The sequence below is a fragment of the Frankia sp. CpI1-P genome, from assembly GCF_001421075.1.
Taxonomy (GTDB): Bacteria; Actinomycetota; Actinomycetes; order Frankiales; family Frankiaceae; genus Frankia; species Frankia torreyi.
On record NZ_LJJX01000048.1, the window covers coordinates 11690 to 38034 of the forward strand.

The window sequence follows — 26345 nt, forward strand, 5'->3', positions numbered from 1 at the left end:
TCGTCTCCCTGTTGTTCGTGGCCGTCATCGCCTGGTATGCGGTGGCCCGCTCCCGCATGAAGGTCGCTTTGAGCAAGGAATCCAACTACCGCGAACTGGCTGACGGCGCGACCGACGCCCAATACCAGACGTCGGCGAAACTGACGGACATCGGCAAGCAGCTCGCGGAGATGAGCGGCCGCCTGACCAGCCTGGAACGGATTCTTCGCGAGGTCGAATAACGGGACGCCGGCCGAGCCGCCCACGGAGTGTCAGAGCCGCGCGTGGCCGGCGGGGTGGGCAGGTCGGTACCTCGCAGCGGCGCCGCGACGAGGCCGGCGAGGTAGCGGTCGGGTCGGACGAGCGCGATCGGGAGCGGGCGGCGGGTGCGCAGCGCGTGCAGCAGCGTGCCGTCGAGGTCCTCGACCGCCGGGCAGGAGACGTCGCTGACGGCCCGCAGACCGCCGGGGGCGACGACGGTGAGCGCGGTGGCGGCCCGCCGGTCGACCCAGTCCCGCGCGGCGGGGTCCAGGCCGGCGGTCGGGTCGATCCCGTGGCCGATCAGCGTCCAGGCGTCGGTGAGCAGATCGTCGAGGCGGATGACGCGGCCGTCCATGGTGCGCAGCCGCGGGTTCGGCAGGATCCGCCCGGCGGCGGGACGGGTGCCGGCGACACCGCGGGGCAGCCGCGGCCGCGGTCGGGCCGCGCCGCCCCGCAGCGCACGGCGCAGGCCGGGGGCGTGGTCGAGGGTGACCAGCACGGACCGGGTGAGTCGGGACAGCCGCGGGTTCGTCGTCTGCACGACCCGGCCGACCCGCAGCGCCGCGGACGTCATCGCCTCGACGTGCGGGCGGCGTTCGCGTTCGTACTCGTCGAGCAGCTCCTCGCCGGCGAGCCCGCCGATGACCTCGGCGAGCCGCCAGGACAGCGCGGCGGCGTCGCGCAGCCCGGCGCCGAGGCCCTGGCCGGCGAACGGCGGCATGCTGTGCGCCGCGTCCCCGGCGAGCAGGATCCGGCCGACCCGCCAGCGCGCCGCCGTGCGGGCGTGGAACGTGTAGACGGCGGTGCGTACCACCCGCACCGTGTCCGGGTCCACCCAGTCGCTCAGCAGCNCGCGGACGCCGTCGGCCTGCGCCATCCGGGCCGGGTCCTCCCCGGGCAGCAGCATCCACTCCCAGCGGTGGCCGCCGGGCATCGGCATGGTGACCGCCGGGCGCCGCGGGTCGCAGACGAACGAGAAGTACGGCAGGTGTGCCAGCGGCGTCGGCGTCTCGACATCCACGACCAGCCAGGGCTGGGTGAAGGTCGACCCGGCGTAGTCGACGCCGAGCATGCCGCGCACCGGGCTCGAGGCGCCGTCGCAGCCGACCACCCAGCGGGCCCGCAGCCGGCTGCCGTCGTCCAGCTCGGCGGTGACCGTCCCGCCCGGATCGCCCGGATCACCCGGATCGCCCGCGTCCGCCGGCTCGCCGGCCTGGTGCAGCGCCGTCACCGACCGGCCGAGATGCACGGTGACGCCGGGCAGGGTGGCGATGCCGGCGCGCAGGTCCCGCTCGAACGATGGCTGGTGGAAGAACGCCGCGACCGGGGTACCGAGCTCACTCTCCCCGAGGCCGAGCTCGATGAGCACGCGCCGGTTCGGCNCGAGGATGGCGCTGCGGCCGCTGGCGTGCACCCGGTCGAGGAAGCCGGCCAGGCCAGGCAGCCCGACCAGCAGCCGCAGCGTCTCCTCGTCGAGGCCCACGGCCCGGGGCAGCGGGAAGGGTTCCTTCTGCGGTTCGACGACGCCGACCGACAGGCCGCGCCGGCCGAGCAGCGCCGCCAGCACCGCGCCGACCGGCCCGTAGCCGACCACCAGCACATCCAGCACCGCGCCATCCGTCATCGCGCGCTCCTCCGCCTCGACTTCTACCAACCGTAGAAGATATGAACGCGGAACGCCATAGGCCTGACGCTTTCCGTGACACTCCCGCTCTTACGCGGGAGCGGCACAACCACGGGTCAGCAGGTGGACGCGGCGGGGGNTCGCTGCGCGCGGGTGACCGTGCGCCGAACCGGCCGGGTGGGGCCCGTGGGGCGGGCGGCGGCGATCCAGGCGGTGAGGTCGGGCAGGTCGGGGGTGCGACCTGTGGCGGCGCGGATCCGCTCACCGAGCGCCAGCAGCGCTTCGGGATGATCGAGGCAGAGCCGTCGTTCCAGCCCACCGCCGACCCGGGCGGCGTGGATCAGCGCCAGCCCGGCGAAGGACTCCACCCGTCCCGGCCGCTCGCGCAGCTCCCGGCGGAACTCGACCGCCGCGCGGGCGGTGTCACCGGCGACGGCCGCCCGATCCCCGGCCGTGGCCGCGCCGGGCAGGTGCAGGCCGCCGCAGCGGGGCGAGGCGAAGGCGAGGGCGGTGAGCCGCTGGCGGGCGTGGCGGTGCACCGGGTGCGGCGTGGTCCAGGGCTCCACCCGGGAGCGCGGCGGCGCCGGGCGTCCGCAGGGCCGGCCAGCCAGCCAGTCCCACGCCCAACCGGCGATGTGCTCGGCGTCGGGGCGGATGTTGCGCAGCCGCCAGACCACGCCGACGTCGCGCAACACGCGCCGGGCGGCCCGGGTCAGCGCGGCCGGCAGCTCGACGCGGTCCCAGCCGTCACAGTCGGCTTCCATCGCCGCGACCACGTGGTCACCGGCCTCGGTGAGGCCGCCGGCGGCCCGCAGCGCCGGCAGCGCCAGGCGCAGGGCCCCGCGGCACCAGGCGAGCTCGTAGGCCGCCTGCAGATCATCGGCGCCCGGCGGACGCGCCCAGCGGGCCGCCCAGAAGGCGGCCATCCGGGAGTAGGCGAAGGCGCCGTGCAGGACGGCGACCAGCGGACGGGGATCGGGGCGCCAGGGGGCGAAGTGCACCCGAGGGCCCTCGACCGCCCGTACCAGCGGCGTGATGTCGCCCAGCATCTCCAGCCGGCTGTGCGCCGCCTCGTGGACGAGCGCGATGGCAAGCCGCATCGCGTCGAGCGGTGGCGTGATCATGATGGTGCCGAGGGCGTCGGTCACCGTGGCGCTGCTGCTGGGCTGATCCGGCGCGTCGCGCAGCGGCACCAGGGCGCGCAGGGTACCGGCGACCTCGGCCGCCTGGCTGGCATCTGTCGAGGCCAGAATGGCTCCGGCCGCGCCGGTCAGCCGCCGCCAGCGCGCCGCCGTGGCCGGGCCGCCGCGCGCCGCGACGGGCAGCGGGAGGGCGTCGCTGCCGCGGAACGGGTCGGTGTCCTCCAGCGACAGCTCGAGGCCGCCGGCAGCGGCAGTGGCAGCGGCAGCGGTCCCGGCGGCGGCCGACGCAGACCGCGCCGGGAGCCAGGCGCCCCCGGTCGGCGGGTGCGGATCATCGGGCCGCACCACGATGCACCGGTCGGGAAGCATCACCCGCAGCGCCGACGGCCGGTCGCCCCCGGCGCCGGCCGGCGTGACGACGGCAAGCGCCCAGCCGCCCGCCGCGCCCACGACGGCGCAGCCGACGGTCGGGACGGCGATCAGCCCGTCGACGATCCGGACCGGCACCCGGCACGGCTGCCGGGCGCGCAGGGCCGCGGCGATCGCGATCCCGCCGAGGTAACCCAGACCGTCGACGTCGGCCGCGCCGACACCGTCAACCCGAGCACCGTCAACCCGAGCACCGTCGACCCGAGCAGCCGCCCGCCAGCACCGGCGCAGGCTGTCCACCAGCCAGATCCCGACCGTCGGGTGCAGCAGCAGGGCGTGCACCTCACCGGGCGCCCGCCGCTGGGCCCGGGCGAGCGCCCGCACCGCCGTGGCCAGGCAGGCTTGCGTCTCGGCATCGACATCGGCGGCGCGCATGCTGCGCAGGACGGCCCAGAGCAGCAGCATCCGCCGGCTGATCTGGGCTCGACGCAGCTCGGTGAGCACGGCGGGGCCGGCCCGCCCGCGTGCCACCGCGTCGACGTCACCGTGAGTGACTCGGTGGCGAGCCGAGGGCGCGGGCGGCCCGGCCCGCGAGCCGGCGAACCCCGCCCACGCCCCGGCGGCGGTCAGCGGGGCAGGGTCGTGGGGAAGGCGGGGGCGCGCGGCCGCCGGGGAGGGGGCGGCCGGGAGCGCGGCCGCTTCGCCGGGACGCGCCAGCTCGGCGACCTCGCGGCCACGCCGGACCTCACCGTCCGACACCTCGCCGTACAGGCGGCTGCGGGGCTGGTATCCGGCGGTGGTGAGCGAACCGCTGAACGCGGCGGCGAGGGCGGGCGGCAGCGGCGCGGCCGGATATCCGATCCAGGCCGCGACCTGGCGCAGCCATTCCCCGGACACCGGGCCGGACAATGCGGCGAGCCGGTCGATGTCGAACCCGCAGAGGTCCACCAGACCGCCGGGCAGGGGGGTCGGATCGTGTGCCATCGGTGGAGCCTCCCACCACGCCGGTGCGCGTCCTGCGGCGCAGGAACCTGCACGACGAAGAATAGCGCGGCGGGATCGGCGGCGATCCCGTCCAACGACGGGTTCCCGTCGGCACCGAGGCCCGCCTATCACTCCCCGCGGGCGGCGGTGAATCGGTGCACGAGCAGTTGGAACCGCCGATCCGCGTCGGCCACCCGCCGCTGGTCGACAGTGACGCCGAGCAGAACCTCGTCCCGGCTGATCCGGTGGAAATACAGCGCGCCCTTCTCCACGTCGAGAACGGTGCGGGTCAGGCGACGGTTGAGCACCGAGCGCAGCAGCCCGTCGAGCAGGTCGCTCAGCACCAGGAACTCGGCGCCGACCCGCTCGAAGGCGTCCCGCCGAGCGGTCCGCCCGGGACCGACGAAGAATTCGTTCAGGTCGCTGTGGTCCAGCACGTCCGCGGCGCTCACCCGACCCTCGCGCACCAGCGCGATGTACTGGAGGTCGGCCGGCTGAAGAATGTTCACCGCCTGCGCCTGGAACAGCTCCTCGCGGCCATCGCGCAGCGGCGACCAGCGCCGGTGGATCAGAGTGGCCCAGGGATTGGCGAACACCGGCACCGAGGGCCGTGGCAGCGAGGCGAAGATGTGGGCCGCTCCCCCGGCCTCGACTTCGCCGGCCTCGACTTCGCCGGCATGGTCTCCCCCGGCATGGTCTTCACCGGCATGGTCTTCACCGGCGTCCTCCCTCGGCCGGGCGTCGAGCGCTCCGGTTGCCGACGGCGCCCCCGGCGGCTGGTAGTAGCCGCCCTGGTGGTACCCGCCATAGTTGGGGTCGGCGAGGCCCCGGGCCGTCCGGATCCGCGCCGCCGCCGCCGACAGCGTCAGGTCGGCGGCGTCCAGGGCGTCCGCGGTGAGGCTCACGCCGACGATGTACTGCCCCTCGTCGATGTCGAAGTACAGCACCGCCCGATCGGGCGCCGCGAAGACCGTCCTGATCAGGCGACCGCCGGCCACACCGAACAGTGCGGCATTCAGTTCGGTCATCCGATGGTTGAGCTGGCGGCCGATCGTCTCGTAGTCCCGGCGGGCCCGCTCAACCGTGCGGGCACCACGGAAGTTCTCGGCCAGAACCGGGTGGGCGAGCAGATCCGCCGCCACCGTCGGCAGTCCGCGATCGTAGTATTCGATGTGCTGCGCCCCAGNAATCGCAACCGCCCGGCGAAATTCCCGCATGATGCCGTTGTATTCGTCGCCGATATGCCGGGCGGTGAAGATGTTGGGTTCAAGGGAGTCATCTGGAACAGTCACCATCAGCTCCTCCTTCTGCCGGGTCCCGACGGGTGGTGGCCGGCGCATGCGTCCGATGCGGAGCGGAGATCGGTTCAGACACTGGAGATGTCGATGTCGATGTCCCGGTGACCGTGCCCGCCATCCGCGTTCCCGGCGGCCAGCACCGCCACGTTATTACGCAGTGTCGCCAGATGGGGATGATGCCGATCCAGGGACATCTCGGCCTCCTGCAGCAGTTCCTCCGCCAGCCGGCGGGCCTCGTCGACGTCGTCCAACGCGACCCGCGCGGCACCGAGGTTCACCCCCGCGGCCAAGGCGAACGGATGGTGCAGATAGAGCTCGTCGGCGAGCGTGAGATATGCCTGCTCGGCGAGTGCGAGCGCCTCGGCCGGCCGCCCGTCGGCGCGCAGATAGATCGACAGATCGGACCGGCAGATGTTCGTGAACGGATGTTCGGGGCCATGCAGCCGCAGGTATTCCCGCAGGCACGACTCGGCCTCGACCGCGGCCCGGTGATGCTCCCCAAGGGCGTGCAGGTGACCCGCGCGGCTGAGTCGGCAGGCGATCGTGCCCAGGTCCGCCTCGCCGTAGATCTCGACGTAGCGTCGCAGCGTCTCCGCCGCCAGGTGATCGGCGGCATCCGCGCTGCCCCGCAGGCGCAGGACGACCGCGAGGTGCTTGTTGCAGCGCAGCGTCAGGTGGGTGGTGCTCCCCTCGATGTCGGCGAGGCTCGTCGCGGCCTGCCGCAGCAGCCCCTCGGCCTGCTCCAGTTCACCGAGCTCGCGATGGCAGATTCCCGCCCGCGCCTGCAACCACCAGAACTGCGAGGTGTTCTCGCCGCCGACCAGCCGCAGCCGCTGCATCGTGTCCAGGCTGAGGTTCAGCGCCTCTCGGGCGCGGCCCGCCAGGAAGGTCGACAACGCAAGGTTGCTCGCGGCCATGAGGGTGTCGAGGTGGTTGTCGCCGAGGGTCTCCCGGAACCCCAGCAGGGTGCTGCTGTCCTCGGCCGCCGCCATCGCGTACCGCCCGAGCTCGCGGCTGTCGATGCCGTAACTCATCGCGGTGATCAGCGTGTGCCGGTGATAGATGCCCAGGTGGTGGCGCTGGCGGGCGAGGGTGTCGGTGTTGAGGTCGTAGGCGGCCTGGAACCGGCCGAGGTCCCGCAGCAGCATCGCCAGGTGGGTGGCCATCCGCAGGGTCAGCGGGTCGTCCGGCCCGAACAGCTCCCGCCAGCGGTCCAGCGTGCGCTCGGCCATGTCCCGGCCGAGTTCCAGCCGGCCCGACCGCCACATCGCGTACACCTGGGACACCAGCCACTGGCGCACGGCGGGCGACGGGCTGTCGATCGCGCCGGAGGGCACGACCTGTTCCTCCAGCATCCGGTAGATCGGCCAGCTTCCCGGGTCGGCGGCCCGTGGGGCGGCCAGCGCGATCTCGGCGAAGACCCCGAGCACCGCCTGGCGCGCCGCCGTCCGCGCGGCCGGGGCCATCCGCTCGACGAGCAGCAGTTGCCAGCGCGCCGCCAGCCGCAACTGCCCCTCCGGCACGGCGTCGACCTCGGCCAGCCGAGGCTTGCGGATCTCCCCCCACAACTCGGGCAGCACGGTCGGGTCGGCGATCGTGTCGTCGCCGACCTCTCCGGCCAGGTAGCGCAGCATCACCGGTGACTCCAGCAGGCCGCGCGGGACGCCCTGCGGGGACAGGAAGGCGCACAGCTCCAACAGGCGGGCCGCCGCCCGTCGGACCGGACTCGCCGCGGACCGCAGCGTCTCGAAGGACACCGTCCAGGTCGTCGTCTCGGCCGTGGCACCGACGGCCTGGGCCAGGTAGGCGTCGACCGCCTGGTCGTCGATCTCCGCGCCGCGCCAGTCCTGGCGCAGCCGACCCACGGCCGTGCGAAGACCGGACGGGCGGTGATCGAGGCGTTTGGCGACCAGTTCCAGCCTCTCCCGGTCGACCGCGGGCAGCCACTGGCGCAGGAACGCCAGGCTCTCCTCGGGCGCGAACGGCTCCACCCACAGGGCGCCGGGCTGGTCCCGCCACCCCGGCTCGGCCGAGGTGATCAGCACGTGCCCGTTGGACGTGGCCGTCGGCACCAGCCCGGCCAGCGACGCCGGGTCCCCCGCGCCGTCGTAGATCAGCAACCAGCGCGACGACGGGTCGCCGCGGCGCAGCGCGTCCAGTGCCACCCGTTCGAGCTGCTCCGACGGGGAACGCTGGGCCTGCGGCACGTCGCTGTCCGGGCGCAGCAGGACGGCGAGGTCGGCCAGGGAGCGCCGCACGGACGTCTCGTCACCGGCCGGGATCCAGTGGACGACGTCGTAGTCCGCCCCGAACCGGAGGGCGAACTGGGCCGCGACCGCGCTCTTGCCGATCCCGTCGCCGCCGACCAGCAGGGCCGGGCCGGTGGCCCGACCGCCGGGCAGCAACCGATCGCGCAGGGTGTCGAGCAGGACGTGACGGCCGATGAACGGCTGGCTGAACATCGTCGGCATCGTCCAGACCCGCGGGCGGCGCGTCGGATAGCGGGCAGTGACCGCGGTGAGGTCGCCGAGACCGATCCCGGGGACGGGCAGGGCCAGGCGTTCGAGGACCTCGACCGCCGCCTCCCGCTCCGCGAGCGTCGTCAGCCCGATCAGCTCGGCGCTGGTGTAGTCGTCGTCCAGCCGCGTCACGCCGACCTGGATGATGCTCGCCGCGGCTCGCGCGACCCCGTCGCGCCCGCGGGCGCGCACCACCGCACGCAGTGCCGCTTCGCCCGGAGTGTCCGGCCCGAGGTTCGGCGAGCCGACGACGATCAGCGCGTCGGCCGCGGGGAAGTCCTCCTGGGTGACGGAGGTCGGGGACACCGGTCGAACCCGCACGCCGGTCGGGGTGAGCACGGAGACCAGCCAGTCGACCCACGGCCGGTCCTCCGGCGCGCCGAAGACCGCCACGGAGCGCGGGGCGGGCGGCCCGTAGTGCTCGAAGGCGCGCAGCACCCGCTCCCGCTCCTCGGCGGGCACCGGCCGGGTGGAAAGCGACTCATCCCCGGTGATCACGCTGGCCAGCACCCGGTAGGCGGCCTGCAGGCCCGACCGGCTCGCGGGGTCCTCGAGGAAGGTCGCGAGCACCTCCTCGTAGGCGTAGGCAGCCTTGTAGGGGACCTCCAGCTCGATCAGGCGCGCCCGCTGCGCCTGGAGATCCGGTCCGCACAGGTCGCTCAGCGCCGGGCGGAACGCGTGGAAGGCCGCACGGCGGCGTAGTTCCTGCTTGCGCTGTTCGGTGTCCTCCACCCGCATCGGGACCGGCAGGATACGGATGGCCCGCTCGCCGCCGCGGATCTGGCGCACCACCGCGGCGCCGCCGTCGATCGACTGGTTGTTCAGCGCGAAGCCGACCACGACGGTGTCCGGTAGCAACTGGGTGCAGATGCCCGCGGCGTCCGAGGTTCCGGTCCGACTGTCGATCAGGACATAGTCGTAGCCGGCGAAGCGCATGCGGTCACGCAGCGCGGCGAAGTAGGCCCGCCCGTCGGTGTCCTCGAAGAACGCCGGCCACGGCAGCGCCACCGCGACGACGGCGTTCTTGGCGGTCTGCCGGCCCGGGCCGAGGAAGTCGATGCGCCCGGCGGCGGGGAAACCCGGCCACTCGATCGTCTCGACGTTGTGCCGGAAGTCGCTGTAATGAGCAGTGATCTCCCGGATGGCGGCCGCGTCCGGCGGGCTCACAACCTGCTCCAGCCCCGGGTGCCCGGCGTTCTGCAGGCGGTCGATCTCCCGGATGAAACCCTCCAGCATCTCCGTGACGCCGNCGCTGCTGTCGAGCTCCTTGTTCTGCAGGAAGGGCCGGAAGTAGCGGTGCAGGCCGGGGGATTCCAGGTCCCAGTCGACGGTGAGCACCCGCTTGCCGGACGCGGCGAGCAGCCAGGCGACGTTCGCCACCGCCATCGTGCGACCGGCGCCGCCCTTGTACGAGTAGAAGGTGACGATGTGCGCCGGGCTCTCGGCGGGGTCCGATCTCCCGTTGGCCTCAGTTCCCCCGGCGGCCTCGATTCTCCCGGCGGCCTCGATTCTCCCGGCGGCCTCGATTCTCCCGGCGGCCTCGGTTCTCCCGGCGGCCTCGGTTCTCCCGGTGACCTCAGTCATCGTCTTCGCCCCTTTCCGCGACGCCGGCTCGACGCAGGATGGGCCGGCGGGTGTGCTCGGGATCGGCCATCCGCCACCGGCGCTCCCCGCCGAGGCGCAACGCCGCGCGTGGTGCGGGCCGCCGCGGATCCTGGGCGGCGGCCCCGCCCGCCCAGGCGGTCCGGCCGGAGAGCCGCACGAGCTCGGCGTCGCGTTCGGACAGCGACGGCGGCCCGTCCACCCGAGCCCGCGCGATCAGCTCGACGACGGCCCCGACCAGGTGCCGGTAGCCGGGCGAGGCGGGGGCGGCACGGATCAGCCGCAGCGCTCCACCCGCGGCGAACTCGGCGCCGAAGTCGTCGTCGATCATGTCCGTCTGCCGGATCGGCACCGGGGGCGCTACCGCCCGGATGGACCAGGGGACGCCGATCAGCGCCGGCGAGCGGCGCCCGGTGAAGTGCTGGTGCCAGCGCAGCCGCTCCCGGAACAGCGACCACTCGACCCGGCACTGCGGGTCGGAGAAGTACGCGTCGGAGTACAGCGCCACCAGCACCGGCGACAACANCACCTGCGCGTTCGACTGTCCCGGCGAGCCCGGCGCGGACGCCTCCGCCCCGGCAACCCCGCCCGTGAACGCCTCGCGGCGACCGAANCGCTCGTAGACGCCGTCCTGCACGTCGCCGGCGAAGCGTTGCACATAGCTGCCGTCGCCCCCGGCAAGGGCATGATGCACGAGGAAGAAAGGGGTCATCGGCGCCCCTCGGGTCGCATTCCACGACAGCGCGCCCGCCCCACCATCACACCCGTGCCTCTCACGTCCACGGCGACCGGCTCCGGCCAGACCGCATTCTTTCCTCGACGGTCCCCGGATTCCGTTCCCGACCCGCGACGCGCCGACGGTCGGGCAACCGATCCTGTGCGGTACATCACGACTCGGGGTGGAACGGGGAACGCACGAGCTCGGTCGCGTCGGCCGCCAGCGGCGGTAGTTCGTCGCGAGCGACGTCCATGACCCGGTAGGCCAACAGGCTCACATACTCCGCGAACGCTGCGGGGTGTCGCATCAGGTCCAGGACAGGCAGGTTGTCGTATTTCCGACCAAGATCGATCCGCGCGATGTGCAGCTCCCGCGCGGCCTCGGGCACGTCCGCCTCCCGTACCAGCCAGGGCACCGGAATGATGCCCGCCGGAGGTTTCCCCCCCGGCCTGGTCGCCCGGCGAATCCGTTCCTGAAAGACCCCGAACTCCCGGCCGCACCAGTCACTCTCGAAGTAGTCGTCGCACCACAGGGCGACCAGCACCGGCGCGGTCCGCGCGGCGTCGCGCAGCGCGGTGGGCCAGTGTTCCCCGCCGCCCATCCGTTCGGCGTCGAGGAAGCCCGCCGGCTCGACCCGCCGGCGGACCTTGCGCCNCAGTTCCGCCTCGAGTTCCCGGTGGAAGGCGACGACGCGGTCCCGGTCATGACGATGAGCATGGCTGGTGAAGAAGTAGTAGGCGGCCGCGCCGGCCGGCCCGCGGGGCGGCGGCGGCGCGGACGGCGCGACACCGTCGCCCAACGGCCAGGAGACGAACTGAGGGCCGGCTGCCCGCACCCCCGGATCGGCGGACGGCTCGGGCCCACCGGCACGCCGAGCGGCCAGCTCGGCGACGAGCCGGCGGACGACGGAGACCGCCCGATCGTCCCGGGGAGCGACCAGTTCCAGCGACTGGACCAGCGCGTCGAGCATCCTGCGACCTGGCTCGCGGACTGCCTCGGTGACCAGGGTGGTCAGCCGGACGGCGAGCCACGGCGAGGTCAGTGCGACGGTGCGACCAAGCAGGCGGGTCAGCTCGTCCAGCCAGTGCTCGAACCCGGCGGGTTCGGCTATGTACTCCACCTCCATCAGCGCCGCCACCAGCGCGTCGACCTCCCGGGCGGCCGCCGCCTGCGCGTGGGCAGCGTCGCCGCCGTGACCAGGACCGCCGCCGTGGGCAGCGTCGCCGCCGTGACCAGGACCGCCGCCGTGGGCTGCCCGGATGCTGCCCGCGGCACCGGAGCCGTGAGCAGCACCGGGGCCGCCCGCGGCACGGCGGCTGTCGGGGGCCCCGCGGGAGCCCGAGACGTCGGGGCCGTCCGGCACGCCGCGACCGCGGCGGGGTTCCGCGGAACCGTTGCCCTCGGAGAGGCGGACAGCGCCGTCAGGGTCCGCCGGCTCTCCCGCGACGGCCGGCTCGGCGCCGCTGGATGTGGGCGACGGCTCGGCGGCGGGCGGGGTCGGCCGGGGCACCGCCATCTCGAGCAGACGCTGGCAGAGCTCCGGGGTCACCGCCGTCTCCCGGATCAGGTAGCCGGCGAGTTCGGCCAGCAGCCCGGGCCGGTGGCCGAGCAGCTCGCCGAGCCGGGCGGCGGTGGCCGGATCGACCATGGGCGCGGCGCTGGTGAGCAGCATGACCGACTCGCGCCGACGCAGCGGCCCGATGGCCACCGTCCGATCCCGCCAGGAGTCCACCGTCCGGTCGGCGACGATGAGGCAGTGCGCGCCGCGGCCGGGCAGGTACGGCTCGGCCTCCTCGGGACTGCCCACCCCCGCGAAGACCAGCAGCCACCCCTCGCCAGGCACCGGCGCGGCATCCGCGGCGCAGTCGGCCAGCCGCGCGCGGGCCTGGTCGGCGAGCTCGTCGAGCTGGGCGGCGATGTCGGCGCCCCGGGTGCAGTCCACCCACCAGGCGACGTCGTAGCGCAGCTTGTAACGGTGCTGGTACTCCCCGGCGAGCTCCGCCCTCCCGATGTCGGACAGGTCCTCCTCGGGGACGAGGACGAGATGGCCGTGCCGGCACAGGCCGTCCCAGACGCGCTCCAGCTCGTCGTCCCGGCCGGCGAACAGCTCGTTCTCCCGGCGGCTGCGCCACACGGGCGGGGACTGCCCGGGCAGGCGGCCCGGGCGGCCGAAGGCGGGCACGGGGCTCACCAGTCGCCCCCGGCCCGCACCTCCATCAGGAGTTCGTTGACCACCGCCGGTTCCAGACCGCTGAGGTCCAGCGTCCGGAGGGTGCGCAGCGGCTCGGGCAACGGCTGGGGGTCGATCGTGACGCGCACGACGCGGCAGGCCAGCGGACCCTCCAGGCCGAGGCGCTCCCAGGCCTCGGTCTCGGTGGTGCCGGGATGCTCGGGCCGAGGCGCACGGTAGTGCCGCGACAACAGCACGACCGTGATCTCCGGATCCCACGAGGCGATGCGGTCCACGGTCTCGGCGAGCCGCTCGCCGCGGTTCTGCGCCCACCGCACCTGCCGGACCTCGTGGCAGCCGCGGCGCAGGAGCTGTTCGAGCCAGTCGGCCCACTGCTGGTCGGCCCCGACATAACTGACGGCGACCCGCCGCGGGGCCGCCGGAGAATCCACCGGCGCCGTCGCGAACGCCCCGGCCCCGCGGCCCCCACGGTCGCCCGCCGGGACCGACCCGGCCCGCGGCCGGACGGCCCCCCCGCCATCGTCCCCACCGCCCCGGCCCCCACCGCGCCGAGCGCCGGCGCCCCGATCCCCGCCACCACGCTCGGCGCCCTCTCCCGCGGCGCCGCCTCGAGCGCCACGGCTGCGATCCGAAGCGAGCGGATCCGAAGCGAGCGGCCCCGAAGCGAGCGGCCCCGAAGCGAGCGGCCCCGAAGCGGGTGACCCCAGCCCCTGCCGCCGGACCACCCCGCTGGTTGGCGGCCGGCCGTCGAGTTCCGCGGAAGCGCCGATCGGTGCCTGCCCGGTGCCGTCGATGCCGTGGGAGCCGAAGGCGGGGCCGGCGGCGCGGATCGCGAGCTCGGGCAGAGGGTCGAGATCGATCTGCTGGGCGGCGATGACCCGGGCCGCGAACAGCCGGACGAAGGCGTAGTAGCCGCTGGGCCCGCGCCGCATGTTGCGCATGAGCCACAGCAATCCGTGCTGGCCGTAGACCTCGGGCANCCCGACCCGCGCGTCGGCGAGGGCGGGGCGCGCCGCCGGCGGCACCGGGTCGTGGGTCGGCCGCCACAACACCCGCAGGAAACCATCCTCCAGCCTGGTCGCGCCGGCCTTNCTGAAGTTCTCGACGCGGGCGCCGAAGACCTCCCATTCGCGCCCGCACCAACCGTCCTTGAAAAACGGGTCGGAGCAGAGCGCGACCATCGAGCGGATACGGCCGGCCCCCGCCGCGAGGGCGAGGTCCGCGTCCATGCCGGGCCGCGGCCTGGTATCGAGGATTCCGCCGACCGCGGTCCCGACGAGCAGGCCCAGCTCATACTCCAGATCGGCGTGAAAGCGCTGGACCCAGCGACGGTCCTCTTTGGCGGCATAGGAGACGAAGAAGTAGCTCTTCATCGCGCACACTCGATTACCATCACCGCGCCCCCGGGCTCACCGCCATCCGACGGACGGTGTCGCCAAACGCTATCAGCCGACCGCCCGGATGGCGATGCCCGCGACACGGAAGTATCAATGACGTCTCAACACGTCATCACCCGGGTGGCGCCACTCCGCGTACCCTCCACTGCCCGAGGGCCGCCATCACGCCTTCTCTGCTCCCCGTCAACCGGCGACGAGGGTTCTTTCCCTCAGTGCACTTCCCAGTGTTCGGGTTCGAGGCGCAGCCATCNGTCGATCTCCTCCCGCCACCAGATCCGAGTACCACCCCAGGTCGCGGTGCGGTTGACGACCGCGGCGGGACTCGGTGCGGCCGGATCGACCCGCAGTCGGTGATCGATGGCCTGACGGGTGAGGCCCAGGGCGCGGGCGATGTCGCCGGAGCCGACGAGCAGTGGTAGGTGATCCACGCCTGCCGACGTTAGCCAATCCGGGCCTCGCCGCGCCCGCGACGCCGGGCCCGCGGGCGCCGGACGGCAGCCGTCCGACGCACAGTGAAACCGGCAGCCGCCGGAGGGTGAGCAACGACGTCCGGAGCGCCGCGCGAGGGTGCCGCCGTCCACCATGCGGTGACCGACCGTCCACGCTGTCGTCGCCCCACCGGCCCGGTCGACCGTGGTCGGCGCGCGGGCACGGGCGGCTGTCCCCCCCGACGACGGCGAAGTCTCGCCGGATGCGCTCCCCGGCGGCGTCCGTCTGTGCTTGGCTGATCACGTGAATCGGGCCGGCCGGCCGGCCGGTCCGGCCGGATCGATCGGCGAAAGCCGCGGAAACGGAGAACAGTGGGCATTGATCTCGCCAAGGGCGGCAGCGTCGCTCTTACCGAAGCCACCGAAACCCTCACGCACATCACCGTCGGCCTCGGCTGGGATCCCAACCGTCCAGGAGCGGAGGAGTTCGACCTCGACGCGAGTGCGATCGCCCTGCAGGAGAACGACCGGGCGCCCAGCCTGAGCTATTTCGTCTACTACAACAATCTGAGCAGCCCGCGCGGGGAGATCGTGCACCGCGGGGACAACCTCACCGGCGAGGGTGCGGGCGACGACGAGCAGATCGACGTGCGCCTCGACCTGTTGTCCAGCGCGATCACCCGCATCGTGTTCCCGGTGAGCATCCACAACGCCGACTACCGGCATCAGAGTTTCGGTGACGTGCACGGCGCGTACATCCGGGTCGTCAGCACCGACACCGGCGACGAGCTGGTGCGCTACGACCTGTCGAGCACCGCCGCGCGGGACACCTCGATGCTGTTCGGTGAACTGCACCGCGACGGCGGCGGCTGGCATTTTCGCGCGCTCGGTGAGGGTGGCGTCGCCGGCCTGGCGGAGATCGCCCGCGGGTACGGTCTCGACGTCTGAACCCGTGGCCGGCCGGCCGAGACGCCCCGTGGGCGACCCGACCGTCCCGGCCGGCACCGGCTCGGAGATGGGCTCAACCCGGGGATGCGCTCAGCCCGGGGATGCGCTCAACTCGGGGATGCGCTCAACTCGGGGATGCGCTCAACGGGGGATGGAGGTGTGCTTGAACTCGTTGAGCTCCGGCCAGCCGGTGAGCTGGTCGACGACGCGCTCCACCGCCCGGATGGACGGCGCCGCCTCGGCACCGAGCGGAGCCCGGTTCATCAACCGCACGAAGACCGCCTGGTCGTCGGCGATGAAGGTGGGCACGCCCCAGACGGAGTGGGAGGCGACGTAGCGCTCGTGCTCGGTCTGGACCCGAGCCAGCCCGCCGTCGTCGACCCGGGCGAGCACCTCGTCCGCGGGCAGCCCGACCGCGGTGAGCGTCTCNCGGATGACCACGCGGTCCTCGAGATGACGACCCTCGTCGTGGCGCGCCGCGAACAACGCGCGATGAGCCGCCGGGAACAGGTCGGGGTATTCATCCCGGATCACGACACCGGCCTGCAGGGCGAGAATGCCGGAATCCTGCTCGGGCTTCTCCCAGACGCTGGGCTGGCCCTCCTCGACATGCGCCTGCCCCAGCGAGAAGGGGATGAAGCTGACATTCCAGTCGGCACCGGCCGCAAGACCGGTGAGCACGTGTTCGTGCGCGTTGCGCGCGAACGGGCAGCGGTAATCCCAGGTGATCGCGAACGTGGCGGAGGTCATAACCCGGGGAACAGCGACGCGCCCCACGATGTTCCGCGCCGACCCGGCCGGCCGACGGCAAGTGCCACAACGCCGGTGCGCTCTCCGGGGGGGGCGACCGGCCGGCGAGCACACATCCAGGTCTCATCATCGATCTCCGGCGCCGTACGGGACGAATCAGTTACGTTTCGCTCATGCCAGGGGTCGAAGTGGCACTGTGGGGGCTGTTCGGCGGCTTCGCGGTCGAGGGTCTCGATCTTTACACCGCGGTCCGCCGATCGGGCCGCTGGCCGTGGCGGACGGGCCGGCCCCGGGAGGTCGGGGCCTGGGCCTACCTGGTGGCCGAGGTCGTCCGGCTCGCGATCGGCGCGGGGCTCGCCGCTGCGGCGGCCGCATCGGGACAGGTGACGACGGCGTTCGCCGCGGTGTCGGTGGGAATCGCCGCACCGCTGGTCGTCGAACGCCTCGCCCGGGCGATCCCGCTCGACCCTCCGCCCGCCGCTGCGCCGGCGGATCCATCCACCCCCGGACCCAGGGGCGCGGGGGTGCGTACACCGGCCGGGCCGGTGGCGCCGGCCGGGGCGGCCCCGTCGGATGCCCCGGCCGGGGAGTGACCATGCGAGCGGACTCCTTCGCCGGCCAGGTCATCGCCGTCCTGTCGCGGCGGACGCCGCAGTTCTCGGCGCCGCCCGGCGAGCCGCAGACCTTCCCGGGGCGCGTCCACGCCCTGCTCATCCAGGCAAGGGCCGGCACGGGAGCCGAGCCCGACCGGACGGCGACGCCCCCACCTGCCGACCGCGGCGCCCGGCCGGAGCCGGCAGCGCCGACCCCGCCCACGCGCCCGGCGACCCTCGTGCTCGGCGGTGAACGGCGGCGGCCGGGACGACCCGCAGGTCCCGCCGCAAGGGGGCGCGGGCGCGTGATCGTCACCGTCGCGGCTGTGCTCGCAGTCTGCGCCGCCATCGTGCTGTCCTCCGTGCAGTGGCGTCACGGCAGCGATGGCGGGGGCGGGGGCGGAGCGGCCGCCACGCCCCCCCACGAGATCGGCCTGGAACTGACGGCCGCCGGATCGGTGACCTCGGTCGACTTCAGCCCGGACGGGCGCACCCTCGCCACCGCCGCCGTCGACGGCACCGTCCGCCTGTGGAACGTCACCAAGCCGACCGACCCCCGCCCGCTCGGCCAGCCTCTGGCTGGGGGTGTCCAGCCCGTGACGTCCGTGGCGTTCAGTGCGAACGGACACATCCTGGCGTCGGCCGCTACCGACGGCACCGTCCGCCTGTGGAACGTCACCAAGCCGACCGACCCCCGCCCATTCGCCACGATCACCCCGCACGCCGGCGCAGTGAGTTCGGTGGCGTTCAGCCCGGACGGCCGCACCCTCGCCACCACCGGCGCCGACCACGCCACCCGCCTGTGGAATGTCACCGACCCACGGGCTCCCAGGGCGATCGGGGTGCCCCTCACCGAGGTGGCCCCCGTATCGGCGGCGGTCTTCAGCCCGGACGGGCGCGCCCTCGCCACCACCGCCACCGACGGCACGGTGCGGCTGTGGGACGTCACCCACCCGGCCGCTCCGACCCGGCTCGGTCTCCTACCCCCCGCGACCGATCAACCCGGCACCGCCCGCCCGGTGGCGTTCNCTCCTGGCAGCCGGCTCCTCGCCGCCGGGGACGGCCGCAGCGTGCGGCTGTGGGACATCACCGAGCCGGCGCGTCCGCGCCCGCTCGGCCAGCCCCTGACCGAGCACACCGGCGCCGTCACCGCGGTGGCCCTCGCCGGGGACATTCTCGCCGTCGGCGGCGACGACACCATCGCCCTGTGGAAGATCGCCGACCCGGCGGCACCGAGCGAGCTCGGTCGGCCTCTGACGGGCCACACCGGTACCGTCACCACGCTGGCTCTCACCGCAACCATCCTCGCCACCGGCAGCGAGGACCGCACCGTACGGCTGTGGAACGTCGGTTAGCGGCGGTTCGGCCCGGGCGGGCTCGGCGAGACGGGCGCGGGGGCGTCAGCGGCGGTTGCCCTGGCGTCCGCGGGGCAGTCTCGGCGGCGGCTGGCGGGGCAGGTCGCGGGGCGCCCGGCCGGGATGGTCGAGCGCGGCGGGGTCGAGGCCGCGGCGGGCGGCGATCAGGCCGCGGACGTACACGACCGCAGCGATGATCACCATGAGGTCGTCGACCAGCCCGATCGGCCCGAGCGGGATCTCGGGGACGGCATCGACCGGCGAGACGACGTAGGCGAGGCTGGCCAGCGTCGCCACAGTGCCGCGCAGCGGCAGGTCGTATCGGCGGATGACGACGAGGGCGGCCACCGCCAGCGCGAGGCCGAGGGCNACGAGCGCGCCGAGGACGACGAGCAGCGCCGTGCCGAAGCTGTCACCCATCATCCACTCCACTCCAGGTCGGTCCCCGCGGCGACCGGTCGGCGGCCCGGGGGCGATGATCCCTGACGGCATGCCCGATGTCCCGCCGTTACGAACATCCACGCCGCCCGCCGGTGCCGGTCCGGCCCGCCGCACGCCACCGCGGCCGCGACGCCGCCGACACCCCGTCGTCGCGCTGTTGTCCGGTGCGGGCGGCGGGGGAGCCGTGGAATCGACGCCGCGTTGTCGGACGGGTGACGACCCGAGGTTCGACCGTCGGCCGGACACATGCCGGCCTGCGCCGGTAGGCTTTTCGACGTGTCCCCCGTGGATTCACCTGCGCCGCCCGGTCGGCTGATGGCCGTCAGTGATATTCATGTCGGTTATTCGGAGAATCGGCTGATTGTCGAGGGTATCGANCCCGGTTCGCCGGAGGATTGGCTGATTCTGGCCGGTGACGTGGCCGAGGTCGCCGGCGAGATCGAGGCGGTCTGGCAACTGTTCACCCAGCGTTTCGCCAAAGTGATCTGGGTGCCCGGCAACCATGAGCTGTGGACGCCGAAGCACGATCCGCTCCGGCTGCGCGGCGAGGAGCGGTACCGCCACCTGGTCGAGATCGCCCGCGGCCTCGGCGTGGTCACCCCGGAGGATCCGTTCCCGGTGTGGACGGGCGAGGGTGGCCCGGTGGTCGTCGCGCCCCTGTTCGCCCTGTACGACTACAGCTTCCGCCCGGCGGGCACGGCGACGAAGGAGNAGGCCCTCGCCCTGGCCCGGGAGACCGGGGTGGTGTGCACCGACGAGTGGCTGCTGCACCCCGATCCGCATCCCACCATCGACGCCTGGTCCCGGGCCCGGGTCGCCTACACCACCGAGCGGCTGGCCGCCCTCGATCCGGCCGTGCCGACGGTGCTCGTCAACCACTGGCCGCTCGTCCGGGAACCCACCGACATCCTGCGCTACCCGACGTTCGTGCTGTGGTGCGGGACGACCGCCACCGCCGACTGGCACCGGCGTCACCGCACGGCCGCGGTCGTCTACGGCCACCTGCACATCCCCCGCACGACCTGGTACGACGGCGTCCGCTTCGAAGAGGTCTCGATGGGGTACCCCCGGGAACGCGTCGCATGGGAGGCCTACGGCCGGCCCTTCGCCGGCCCCCGCCAGATCCTGCCCTACCCGTCGGAGCCCGGCGGGGCCCCGGCCGCTGGAGCGCAGGGGCGAGCGGCGTCGCCGAGTCCCACCCGGTCCCCGTCGACGGCGCGGAGCTGACCGCGATGCTGTCCAGCCTGCTGCCGGACGCGGCCGTCGCCGTCGAGGCGTTCGAGGACAACCCGAACGCCGTGCTGTTCCCCGAGGAGGCCGCGCTGCTCGCCCGCGCCGTCGACAAGCGCCGCCGGGAGTTCACCACCGCCCGCATCTGCGCGCACCAGGCGCTGACCGGCCTCGGCCTGCCGCCGGCGCCGATCCTGCCGGGCGATCGTGGCGCCCCCCGCTGGCCGGACGGGGTGGTCGGTAGCATCACCCACTGCGCCGGCTACCGGGCGGCGGCGGTGGCGTTCGCCGGGCGGCTGCGCACGATCGGCATTGACGCCGAACCGAACGAACCCAACCCTCAGGGCGTCACGGCGCAGATCACCGTCCCGGCCGAGGAGGGCTGGCTCGCCACTCTCACCCGGACCCGGCCGACCGTGCACTGGGACCGGCTGCTGTTCAGCGCCAAGGAGTCGGTGTACAAGGCGTGGTTCCCACTGGCCCAGCGCTGGCTCGGCTTCGAGGACGCCGCCCTCACCATCGACCCGGGCACAGCCGTCCCGACAGGCACAGCCGTCCCGACGGGCTCGGCAGCCGACAGCGGCACGGCGCTGTCCAGGCCGGTGACCGTCGCCCCGGCCCGCGGCACGTTCACCGCGAAGCTGCTGGTGACCGGGCCGACGCTCGACGGCGGCGAACTCACCGGCTTCGACGGCCACTGGCTCGTCGACCGCGGCCTGCTGCTCACCGCCATCACCGTCCCACACCTCGACGGCGAACCGGTGCCGCCCGTGCCGGACGCGCGGTGAGGCACCATCGCGGGCGCCGCCCGCTCTCGGCCGGCCGACGACGCCCCGCGGTACGAACCGGCCCCGGCGCCTTCCCCGCCGGCCGGCGGCCGCGCACGAGGGGCGTGCAGGGTCGCAAGCCGCGGTAGGGCGCCCGGCCCCCGTGCCGCCGCCCCGGCTCCGGCCAGGTACGCAAGGGCAGGACCGGTGCGCCGCGCCGGGTGTGGCCGGTCGTGCCGAGGTAGGAAGGGATGTGCCCATCCCTGAAGACCGCGGCGCGACGCCGCACTCCGCCGATCCCGGCCGCTCCCCCGGGCCACCGACCGGCCCCGCCGCCCGGACGGCGGCCGGCGAGTTCGTCCTGACGCTGTCCTGCCCCGACCGGCTCGGGATCGTCGCGGCGGTCTCCGCGTTCCTCGCCGACGCCGGTGGCAACATCGCCGACGCCGCCCAGTTCGGCGACACCGACTCGGGCCGGTTCTTCATGCGGGTGCACGTCGTCGCCGAGGAACCGGGCCTCGCCCTGGACGCGCTGCGGGCCGGCTTCGCCCCCGTGGCCCGCCCGTTCGCGATGGACTGGCGAGTCCATGACCTGGCGGTCCGCCCCCGCGTGCTGATCCTGGTGAGCCGGTTCGGACACTGCCTCAACGATCTGCTCTACCGGCACCGGTCGGGGCTGCTCGACGTCGACATCCCCGCCATCGTGTCGAATCATCCCGACTTCGCCGACCTCGCCGGCTCCTATGCCATCCCGTTCCATCACCTGCCGGTCGACCCGACCACCCGCGACCGGCAGGAACAGGGGATTCTGGAGATNATCGAGCGGGAACGGATCGACCTGGTGGTCCTCGCCCGCTACATGCAGATCCTCTCCCCTGAGCTGTGCGCGCTGCTCGCCGGCCGGGCGATCAACATCCACCACTCGTTCCTGCCGAGCTTCTCCGGCGCCCGGCCCTACCACCAGGCACACGCCCGCGGGGTGAAGCTGATCGGCGCGACCGCGCACTACGTGACCGCCGAGCTCGACGACGGCCCGATCATCGAGCAGGACGTCATCCGGGTCGATCACGCCGACGGTCCCGACCGCCTCGCGGCGCTGGGCCGCGATGTCGAGTGCCGCGCGCTCGCTCGCGCTGTGACCTGGCACGTCGAGCACCGCGTCCTCATCAGCGGCCGCCGCACGGTCGTGTTCTCCTGATCGGTGTGCAGCCAGGGGGCGGTCGGCGGGGTCCGCGGGCGGGGATCAGTGGGCTGGGGTCAGTGGTCGGGGATCAGTGGTCGGCGGGGGCGAGGACGGCCCAGCCGAAGGGTGGTAGGCGGGCGAGGGCCTGCGCCGTGCCGGGCTGGACCAGGTCCGCGTGGCCGGCGACAAGCTGCCCGGCGTCGGGTGCGGGGCAGTCGGCGGGGGCCCCGGCGAGGTTGAGCACGACGAGCAGGCGCTGCCCCTCGGCGCTCGTCTCGTAGACGAGCTGCTCGTTGGTCAGGTGCAGCGGGCGGGTGCGGGCGGTGTGCAGCCAGGGGTGACGCCGCCGCAGACCGATGAGGTCCTGGTGCAGCCGGTAGATCGGCCAGCCGTAGGGGGCGAGCGCGGCCGGGCCGACCGGGAACGCGGGGCGGACNGCGTCGTCGCCACCGACGCGGTCCTCCTTGACGCCGACGAACGCCTGCTCGTCGCCGTAGTAGACGCTCGGGGTGCCGCCGACGGTGCACAACACGACGAGTGCGTGGGCCAGGTGGCGCGGTTCGCGCAGCCGGCTGGCGAGCCGGGTGACGTCGTGGTTGCCGACGAAGGTGAGCGGGACGAAGCTGTCGAGGAAGCCGTCGTGCCGGCCCAGCGCCCAGGCCAGTTCGAACAGGTTGGCGTCGTTCAGCGAGCTCCAGATCGCCTTCCACAGCTCGTACTGGGTGACCGCGTCCAGGCCGGTGCGGCGGACGATGTCCGGGTAGTCGCCGTGGATGACCTCGCCGACCAGGTAGGCGTCCGGGTGGGCACGACGCACCCGCGGCAGCACCTGCGCCCAGAAGTCGGCGGGGACCGCGTAGGCGGCGTCGAGCCGCCAGCCGTCGGCGCCCCGGTCGAGCCAGTGGGTCATGATCTCGGTGACGTGGTCGGCGACGGCCGGGTTCGCGTGCCGCAGCGTGACGAGGCTGCCGTGGCCTTCGAAGGTAGCGTACTCGGGCCGTCCACCCGGCCCGGTCCCGCCCGTGGGGACGAACCAGTCCGGGCGCGGCGGCGCGTCCCCGCCGTCGGGCGATGCGGCGAAGGCGGGATGCTCCCGGCCGACGTGGTTGAACNCCCCGTCGAGCAGAATCCGCAGCCCCCGCCGGTGGGCGCGGGCGACGAGATCGTCGAAGTCGGCGTCGTCGCCGAGCCGCGGGTCGATCCGGAAGTGGTCGACCGTGTCGTACCCGTGGGTCGACGATGCGAAGATCGGTCCCAGGGCGAGGCCGGACGCCCCGAGCCGCACCGCGTAGTCGAGCCAGTCGGCAATCCGGGCGAGCCCGCGCGTGGGCCGCCGGTCGGCTCCGGTGGTGTCGGCGCCGGCGAATCCGAGCGGATAGACGTGCCACCAGATCGCGTGGCGCACCCAGTCCGGCTCGCCGGTCGGCGACGCGGACGACGCGGACGACGGTGATGAGGCAGGCGGAGGCGGTGGCCGGTGGGTGGTCACGCCGGCTGCTCCAGGACGGCGCCCAGGTCGGTGCCGCCCGCGAGGCCGCGCAGGCCCACCGGGCGATCCGCCAGCGATTCGAGCAGGCCGGCGGCGATCCGCAGCAGGTCCACCTCGGCCTGCGTGAAGATGTCCAGGGCCTGCGCGAGCCAGGCGTCGCGGTCCGCCATATCGCGGACGAGCGCCTCCCGTCCGGCCGGCGTGATCGTCAACACCGCGGCCCGCCGGTCGCGTTCCCCGGGGCGCCGACTGATCAGCCCGGCGGCCTGCAGCTCGGCGAAGGTGCGCGACAGCGACTGCGGCTGGTGCCGCTCGGCCGCGGCGATCGCACCCGGGGTGCTCGGGCCAAGCCGGTAGAGGTGGCCGAGCACGCTCAGCTTGGTCCCGCTGAGCGCGCCGGCCGGTCGCTCCGCCCGCAGCCGGCGGCCCAGCCGCGTCACCGCCCGCCGGACCGCCGCCGCGCTCTCCGCCTGTCCTGCCGCCTGTCCTGCTCGCACAGTTAGCACGCTATCACTTACTATCAGCCGTCGTGATCAGGCCCGTAGAATGCGGCTACCATGCAACTTGTGCCACCAGGGGGCGGAGATTAGTTCGCTGTGACGACTATCTTCGAACGTGGCCGGGCGGCTCGCGCCCCGGGCTCGCCGTCCGTCGATCGACGCACCGAGCTGCGGGCGGCGGCGGTGACGATGGGCGCCGTGCTGGCCACGTTCGGCACGTCACTGGCGCTGCGTGGCCTGACCGGCGCGTCCGCCGGCATCTCCGTACTCGGCGTGGTCCTCGCGCTGACGCTCAGCCGGGTCGGGCGGGGCGGGCAGGACGGCCCGCGGGCCACGCGGCTGCTGCCGCTGCTCGTGACGCCGTCGGTGGCGCTACTCGCGAGCGAGGTCGCCGACCTCTCCCGACGGCATCGGACCGTGGGCGAGGTCCTGTTCACCGCGGCGGTCAGCGGCGCCGTCTGGGCACGGCGGTTCGGGCCGGTGGGCACCTGGGCCGGCACCCTGGCCACGCTGCCGTTCATCGCGCTGCTCGTCACCCCGGTTCCGCCCGGCGAAGGGCCGACGTCGCGGCTCAACCTCGTCGCGATCGCGCTGATCGCGATCGGTTGGGTGACGATCGCTCGGCACGCCGAGGCTCGGCTGTTCGCACCAGGTCCGCCTCGCCGGCCGGCCCGGCGGGAACAGCCGACAGCAAGGCCGGTCGCGGCCGATCGGACGGCGCCGCCTTCGGCGCCCGGAGTCGCGCCGCCTTCGGCGCCCGGGATCGCACGGCGCAGGCGGCGACTTCCCGCGAGCACCCGGATGGCGGTCCAGCTTGCGGTGGCCCTCGGGGCGGCCTTCGCCGTGGGGCGCCACGTGTTCGGCGAGCACCGGTCCTGGCTCGTTCTCACCGCCTACCTGGTCCACAGCGGCAACCGCGGCCGGGGCGACGTCGCCTACCGCTGCGCGCAGCGGCTGGCCGGCGCGGCGGTGGGGACGGCGGCGGCCACCGTCGTCGCGGGCCGCTTCCCCGCCGGCGACGACGTGTCGATCGTGCTCATCTTCGTCCTGCTCGCGCTCGGGGTGTGGCTGCGGTCGGCGTCCTACGCCTACTGGACGGCGTGCGTCACCGGCGTGCTCGCTCTGCTCTACGGGTACTACGGGCAGACCGGAACGGGGCTGCTGCGGGAAAGGCTGGCCGCGGTGGTGCTGGGCGCGGCGATCGGTCTGGCCGCGGCCTGGTTCGTCCTGCCGGTGCGCACGGGCGACGTCCTGCGCCGACGGATCGCCGACCTCCTTGCCGCCCTGACGGACTACCTGGTCGTCTGCCAGACGGGCCGCGCCCGCATGCCACGCCCGAGCAGGACGACACCCGAGGTCATGCGGGCCGCCCTCGCCGATGCACACGACCGGCTGGAGACCGCCTTCGATCAGCTCGCCCTGGTCGCCCCGCCGCTACGGGCGCACCGGGCGTTGACCCGCCGACCACGCCGACACCGCCGACCCGGCCAGGCCATCCGGCCGCACCGGTACGACGCCGTCGCGGCCCTGCTCGCCTGCCGACCGGCCCTGTGCGCGCTGACCCGTGAACTCGACGCCCGCGGCGCCCCACCTGGCCCCGTCGCGCGCCGCGACATCGCTCGAGCACGCACCATCGTCGTCGAGACCCGTCGCGCCATGGGCCGCGCCGCTGCCGCCGCGGCCCGCCACTGAATCAGGCGCCGGTGGTGTGCCCCGGAACCGCACGAGACCGCCCGGCCTCAGGCCCAGGTCCCAGCGATCGTGCGGTTCCGCGGAACCGCGGAGCCGCGGAGCCGCAGAGCCGCGCCGCGCTGCCCGATCGCAGCCGCCGCGATCAATGCGTCTCTGCTTCCATGCCTCGACGATCCGGATCAGGGAGCACAGCCGAACCTTTCCTGATCGCAACCAGACTCGCGAGCCCAGTCAGGTGCCGGCAGTGAGGTCCACGGCGATCTCGCCGCCGAGGCTGAAGCCGGCGCGCAGCTCCAGCGCGTCCCCGCTCCAGAACCGCCCCGGGTCGTACCAGTTCGGCGCCCGGTTGGGCGGGAGCAGGCCCATCGCCTCGTAGGTGACGGCGACGACTTCGGCGCAGTAGGCGGTCTGCAGCGCCTGCGGGGACACCGCCCGGCGCGGGCGCGGGAACCGTCCGCGTAGCCAGCGCGTCGCGAGCTGGGCGGTGGACGGGAACGGGGTGCCGTCGAGGCGGGCGACCGTGCGCAGCGCGGCGTCCTCCCGTCCGGTGCCGACCGCCGGCGAGAGCTGCCGCAGCCAGGCCCGCTGGCCATAGCGGCGGGCCCAGACCTCCACGGCCGCCCGCAGGTCGTGGAGCTGCACCCCGCGGTGGTGCGTGCCCGCCCAGACGTCGGGAAGCGACTTACCCAGCTCCGCGTGCCACAGCAGCGGGGGGAGATCGTCGAGCACGATCGCCATGCCGACGTGGTTGACCGGACTGTTCGTCGTCGTCTGGATGGCTCGGTCCGCCGCCGTGCGACCGCGGAACAGCCACAGGTCACCGGTGCGGGCCAGCTCCAGGGCGTCGGTCAGGCCGATCCGCGTATCGGGCATGCCGGTAAGGAT

At 74.0% G+C, this 26345-nt stretch carries 15 protein-coding genes and 13 pseudogenes; 10 read left to right on the forward strand and 18 right to left on the reverse strand.

Annotated features, from left to right (window positions below; all coding sequences use genetic code 11):
• Positions 1–85 precede the first annotated feature (85 nt).
• From FF86_RS56950 to FF86_RS68160, 10 genes and pseudogenes are all read right to left on the reverse strand, one after another.
• Positions 86–1091 (reverse strand): FAD-dependent monooxygenase (locus FF86_RS56950; protein WP_242419461.1); only part of this gene is annotated, 1006 nt, incomplete at its 5' end.
• A gap of 1 nt (position 1092) precedes the next feature.
• Positions 1093–1622: pseudogene (locus FF86_RS56955) on the reverse strand (FAD-dependent monooxygenase); the annotation flags it as partial.
• 1 nt (position 1623) lies between these two features.
• Positions 1624–1864, reverse strand: a pseudogene (locus tag FF86_RS56960) (FAD-dependent monooxygenase); the annotation flags it as partial.
• Between the two features lie 140 nt (positions 1865–2004).
• Positions 2005–4359: pseudogene (locus FF86_RS64365) on the reverse strand (aKG-HExxH-type peptide beta-hydroxylase); the annotation flags it as partial.
• Positions 4360–5725: 1366 nt separating this feature from the next.
• On the reverse strand, positions 5726–9425 hold a 3700-nt coding region (gene fxsT, locus FF86_RS24455), incomplete at its 5' end, for an FxSxx-COOH system tetratricopeptide repeat protein (protein ID WP_396230059.1).
• Position 9426: 1 nt separating this feature from the next.
• A pseudogene (locus FF86_RS63070) lies at positions 9427–9760 on the reverse strand (AAA family ATPase); the annotation flags it as partial.
• Positions 9761–10665: 905 nt separating this feature from the next.
• A partial coding sequence (locus tag FF86_RS56975) for a toll/interleukin-1 receptor domain-containing protein (protein ID WP_242419462.1) occupies positions 10666–11150 on the reverse strand: 485 nt, incomplete at its 5' end.
• Position 11151: 1 nt separating this feature from the next.
• Positions 11152–12168: pseudogene (locus tag FF86_RS64370) on the reverse strand (hypothetical protein); the annotation flags it as partial.
• 515 nt (positions 12169–12683) lie between these two features.
• Positions 12684–13628 (reverse strand): toll/interleukin-1 receptor domain-containing protein, encoded by a 945-nt coding sequence (locus FF86_RS24470; RefSeq protein WP_313954377.1) that lies wholly within the window; start codon positions 13626–13628, stop codon positions 12684–12686.
• A gap of 151 nt (positions 13629–13779) precedes the next feature.
• Positions 13780–14060: pseudogene (locus tag FF86_RS68160) on the reverse strand (TIR domain-containing protein); the annotation flags it as partial.
• Between the two features lie 824 nt (positions 14061–14884).
• Here FF86_RS68160 and FF86_RS24480 point away from each other — a divergent pair.
• Entirely contained in the window at positions 14885–15460 is a 576-nt protein-coding gene (locus FF86_RS24480) for a TerD family protein (protein WP_044887555.1), read from the forward strand.
• A 141-nt stretch (positions 15461–15601) separates the two neighbouring features.
• Here FF86_RS24480 and FF86_RS56985 read toward each other — a convergent pair.
• Together FF86_RS56985 and FF86_RS56990 are read right to left on the reverse strand one after the other, a co-directional pair.
• A pseudogene (locus FF86_RS56985) lies at positions 15602–15889 on the reverse strand (protein-disulfide isomerase); the annotation flags it as partial.
• Between the two features lies 1 nt (position 15890).
• Positions 15891–16210 (reverse strand): annotated as a pseudogene (locus FF86_RS56990) (protein-disulfide isomerase); the annotation flags it as partial.
• A 173-nt stretch (positions 16211–16383) separates the two neighbouring features.
• Between FF86_RS56990 and FF86_RS33665 the strand changes: the two are divergent.
• The 3 genes from FF86_RS33665 to FF86_RS68165 all read left to right on the forward strand — a co-directional run bounded on the left by FF86_RS33665 (position 16384) and on the right by FF86_RS68165 (position 18158).
• Positions 16384–16803, forward strand: coding sequence for a hypothetical protein (locus tag FF86_RS33665; RefSeq protein WP_128423623.1), 420 nt, complete (start codon positions 16384–16386; stop codon positions 16801–16803).
• Positions 16804–16805: 2 nt separating this feature from the next.
• Positions 16806–17831 (forward strand): WD40 repeat domain-containing protein (locus tag FF86_RS24495; RefSeq protein WP_206779018.1); only part of this gene is annotated, 1026 nt, incomplete at its 3' end.
• Positions 17832–17957: 126 nt separating this feature from the next.
• Positions 17958–18158 carry a hypothetical protein gene (locus FF86_RS68165; protein ID WP_396230061.1) on the forward strand — a complete coding sequence of 67 codons (201 nt, stop codon included), beginning with the start codon at positions 17958–17960 and terminating at the stop codon, positions 18156–18158.
• 45 nt (positions 18159–18203) lie between these two features.
• On the opposite strand, the gene FF86_RS24500 is transcribed toward FF86_RS68165, so the two are convergent.
• Positions 18204–18527 (reverse strand): DUF1232 domain-containing protein (locus FF86_RS24500; RefSeq protein WP_242419463.1); only part of this gene is annotated, 324 nt, incomplete at its 5' end.
• A 450-nt stretch (positions 18528–18977) separates the two neighbouring features.
• Between FF86_RS24500 and FF86_RS56995 the strand changes: the two are divergent.
• The 5 genes and pseudogenes from FF86_RS56995 to FF86_RS57010 all read left to right on the forward strand — a co-directional run.
• Positions 18978–19310 (forward strand): annotated as a pseudogene (locus tag FF86_RS56995) (metallophosphoesterase); the annotation flags it as partial.
• A gap of 1 nt (position 19311) precedes the next feature.
• Positions 19312–19826: pseudogene (locus FF86_RS57000) on the forward strand (metallophosphoesterase); the annotation flags it as partial.
• 5 nt (positions 19827–19831) lie between these two features.
• Positions 19832–20617, forward strand: a complete 786-nt coding sequence (locus FF86_RS24510; RefSeq protein ID WP_044887558.1) for a 4'-phosphopantetheinyl transferase — start codon at positions 19832–19834, stop codon at positions 20615–20617.
• Positions 20618–20849: 232 nt separating this feature from the next.
• Positions 20850–21412, forward strand: a 563-nt coding sequence (locus tag FF86_RS57005; RefSeq protein ID WP_242419464.1) for an ACT domain-containing protein, incomplete at its 3' end; no start/stop codon positions are given.
• 1 nt (position 21413) lies between these two features.
• Positions 21414–21794 (forward strand): annotated as a pseudogene (locus tag FF86_RS57010) (formyltetrahydrofolate deformylase); the annotation flags it as partial.
• Between the two features lie 73 nt (positions 21795–21867).
• Here the strand turns inward: FF86_RS57010 and FF86_RS57015 are convergent.
• From FF86_RS57015 to FF86_RS24525, 4 genes and pseudogenes are all read right to left on the reverse strand, one after another.
• On the reverse strand, positions 21868–22215 hold a 348-nt coding region (locus FF86_RS57015), incomplete at its 5' end, for a DUF3459 domain-containing protein (RefSeq protein ID WP_242419467.1).
• Between the two features lies 1 nt (position 22216).
• Positions 22217–22891: pseudogene (locus FF86_RS57020) on the reverse strand (alpha-amylase family glycosyl hydrolase); the annotation flags it as partial.
• A gap of 1 nt (position 22892) precedes the next feature.
• Positions 22893–23184 (reverse strand): annotated as a pseudogene (locus FF86_RS63080) (alpha-amylase family glycosyl hydrolase); the annotation flags it as partial.
• 80 nt (positions 23185–23264) lie between these two features.
• Positions 23265–23765 (reverse strand): MarR family winged helix-turn-helix transcriptional regulator, encoded by a 501-nt coding sequence (locus FF86_RS24525; protein ID WP_044887561.1) that lies wholly within the window; start codon positions 23763–23765, stop codon positions 23265–23267.
• Positions 23766–23864: 99 nt separating this feature from the next.
• On the opposite strand from FF86_RS24525, the gene FF86_RS24530 reads away from it, so the two are divergent.
• On the forward strand, positions 23865–25460 hold the full coding sequence (locus tag FF86_RS24530) for an FUSC family protein (protein WP_044887562.1): 1596 nt from the start codon (positions 23865–23867) through the stop codon (positions 25458–25460).
• Between the two features lie 231 nt (positions 25461–25691).
• Here FF86_RS24530 and FF86_RS24535 read toward each other — a convergent pair whose 3' ends face one another.
• Positions 25692–26333 (reverse strand): hypothetical protein, encoded by a 642-nt coding sequence (locus FF86_RS24535; RefSeq protein WP_044887563.1) that lies wholly within the window; start codon positions 26331–26333, stop codon positions 25692–25694.
• Between the last annotated feature and the right edge of the window lie 12 nt (positions 26334–26345).

What these genes read in the sequence shown, in the direction of transcription:
- FF86_RS24470 (WP_313954377.1), bottom strand. Translation starts at nt 13,628, where the DNA reads ATGCGCAACATGCGGCGCGGGCCCAGCGGCTACTACGCCTTCGTCCGG.
- FF86_RS33665 (WP_128423623.1), top strand. Translation starts at nt 16,384, where the DNA reads ATGCCAGGGGTCGAAGTGGCACTGTGGGGGCTGTTCGGCGGCTTCGCG.
- FF86_RS24510 (WP_044887558.1), top strand. Translation starts at nt 19,832, where the DNA reads ATGCTGTCCAGCCTGCTGCCGGACGCGGCCGTCGCCGTCGAGGCGTTC.
- FF86_RS24535 (WP_044887563.1), bottom strand. Translation starts at nt 26,333, where the DNA reads ATGCCCGATACGCGGATCGGCCTGACCGACGCCCTGGAGCTGGCCCGC.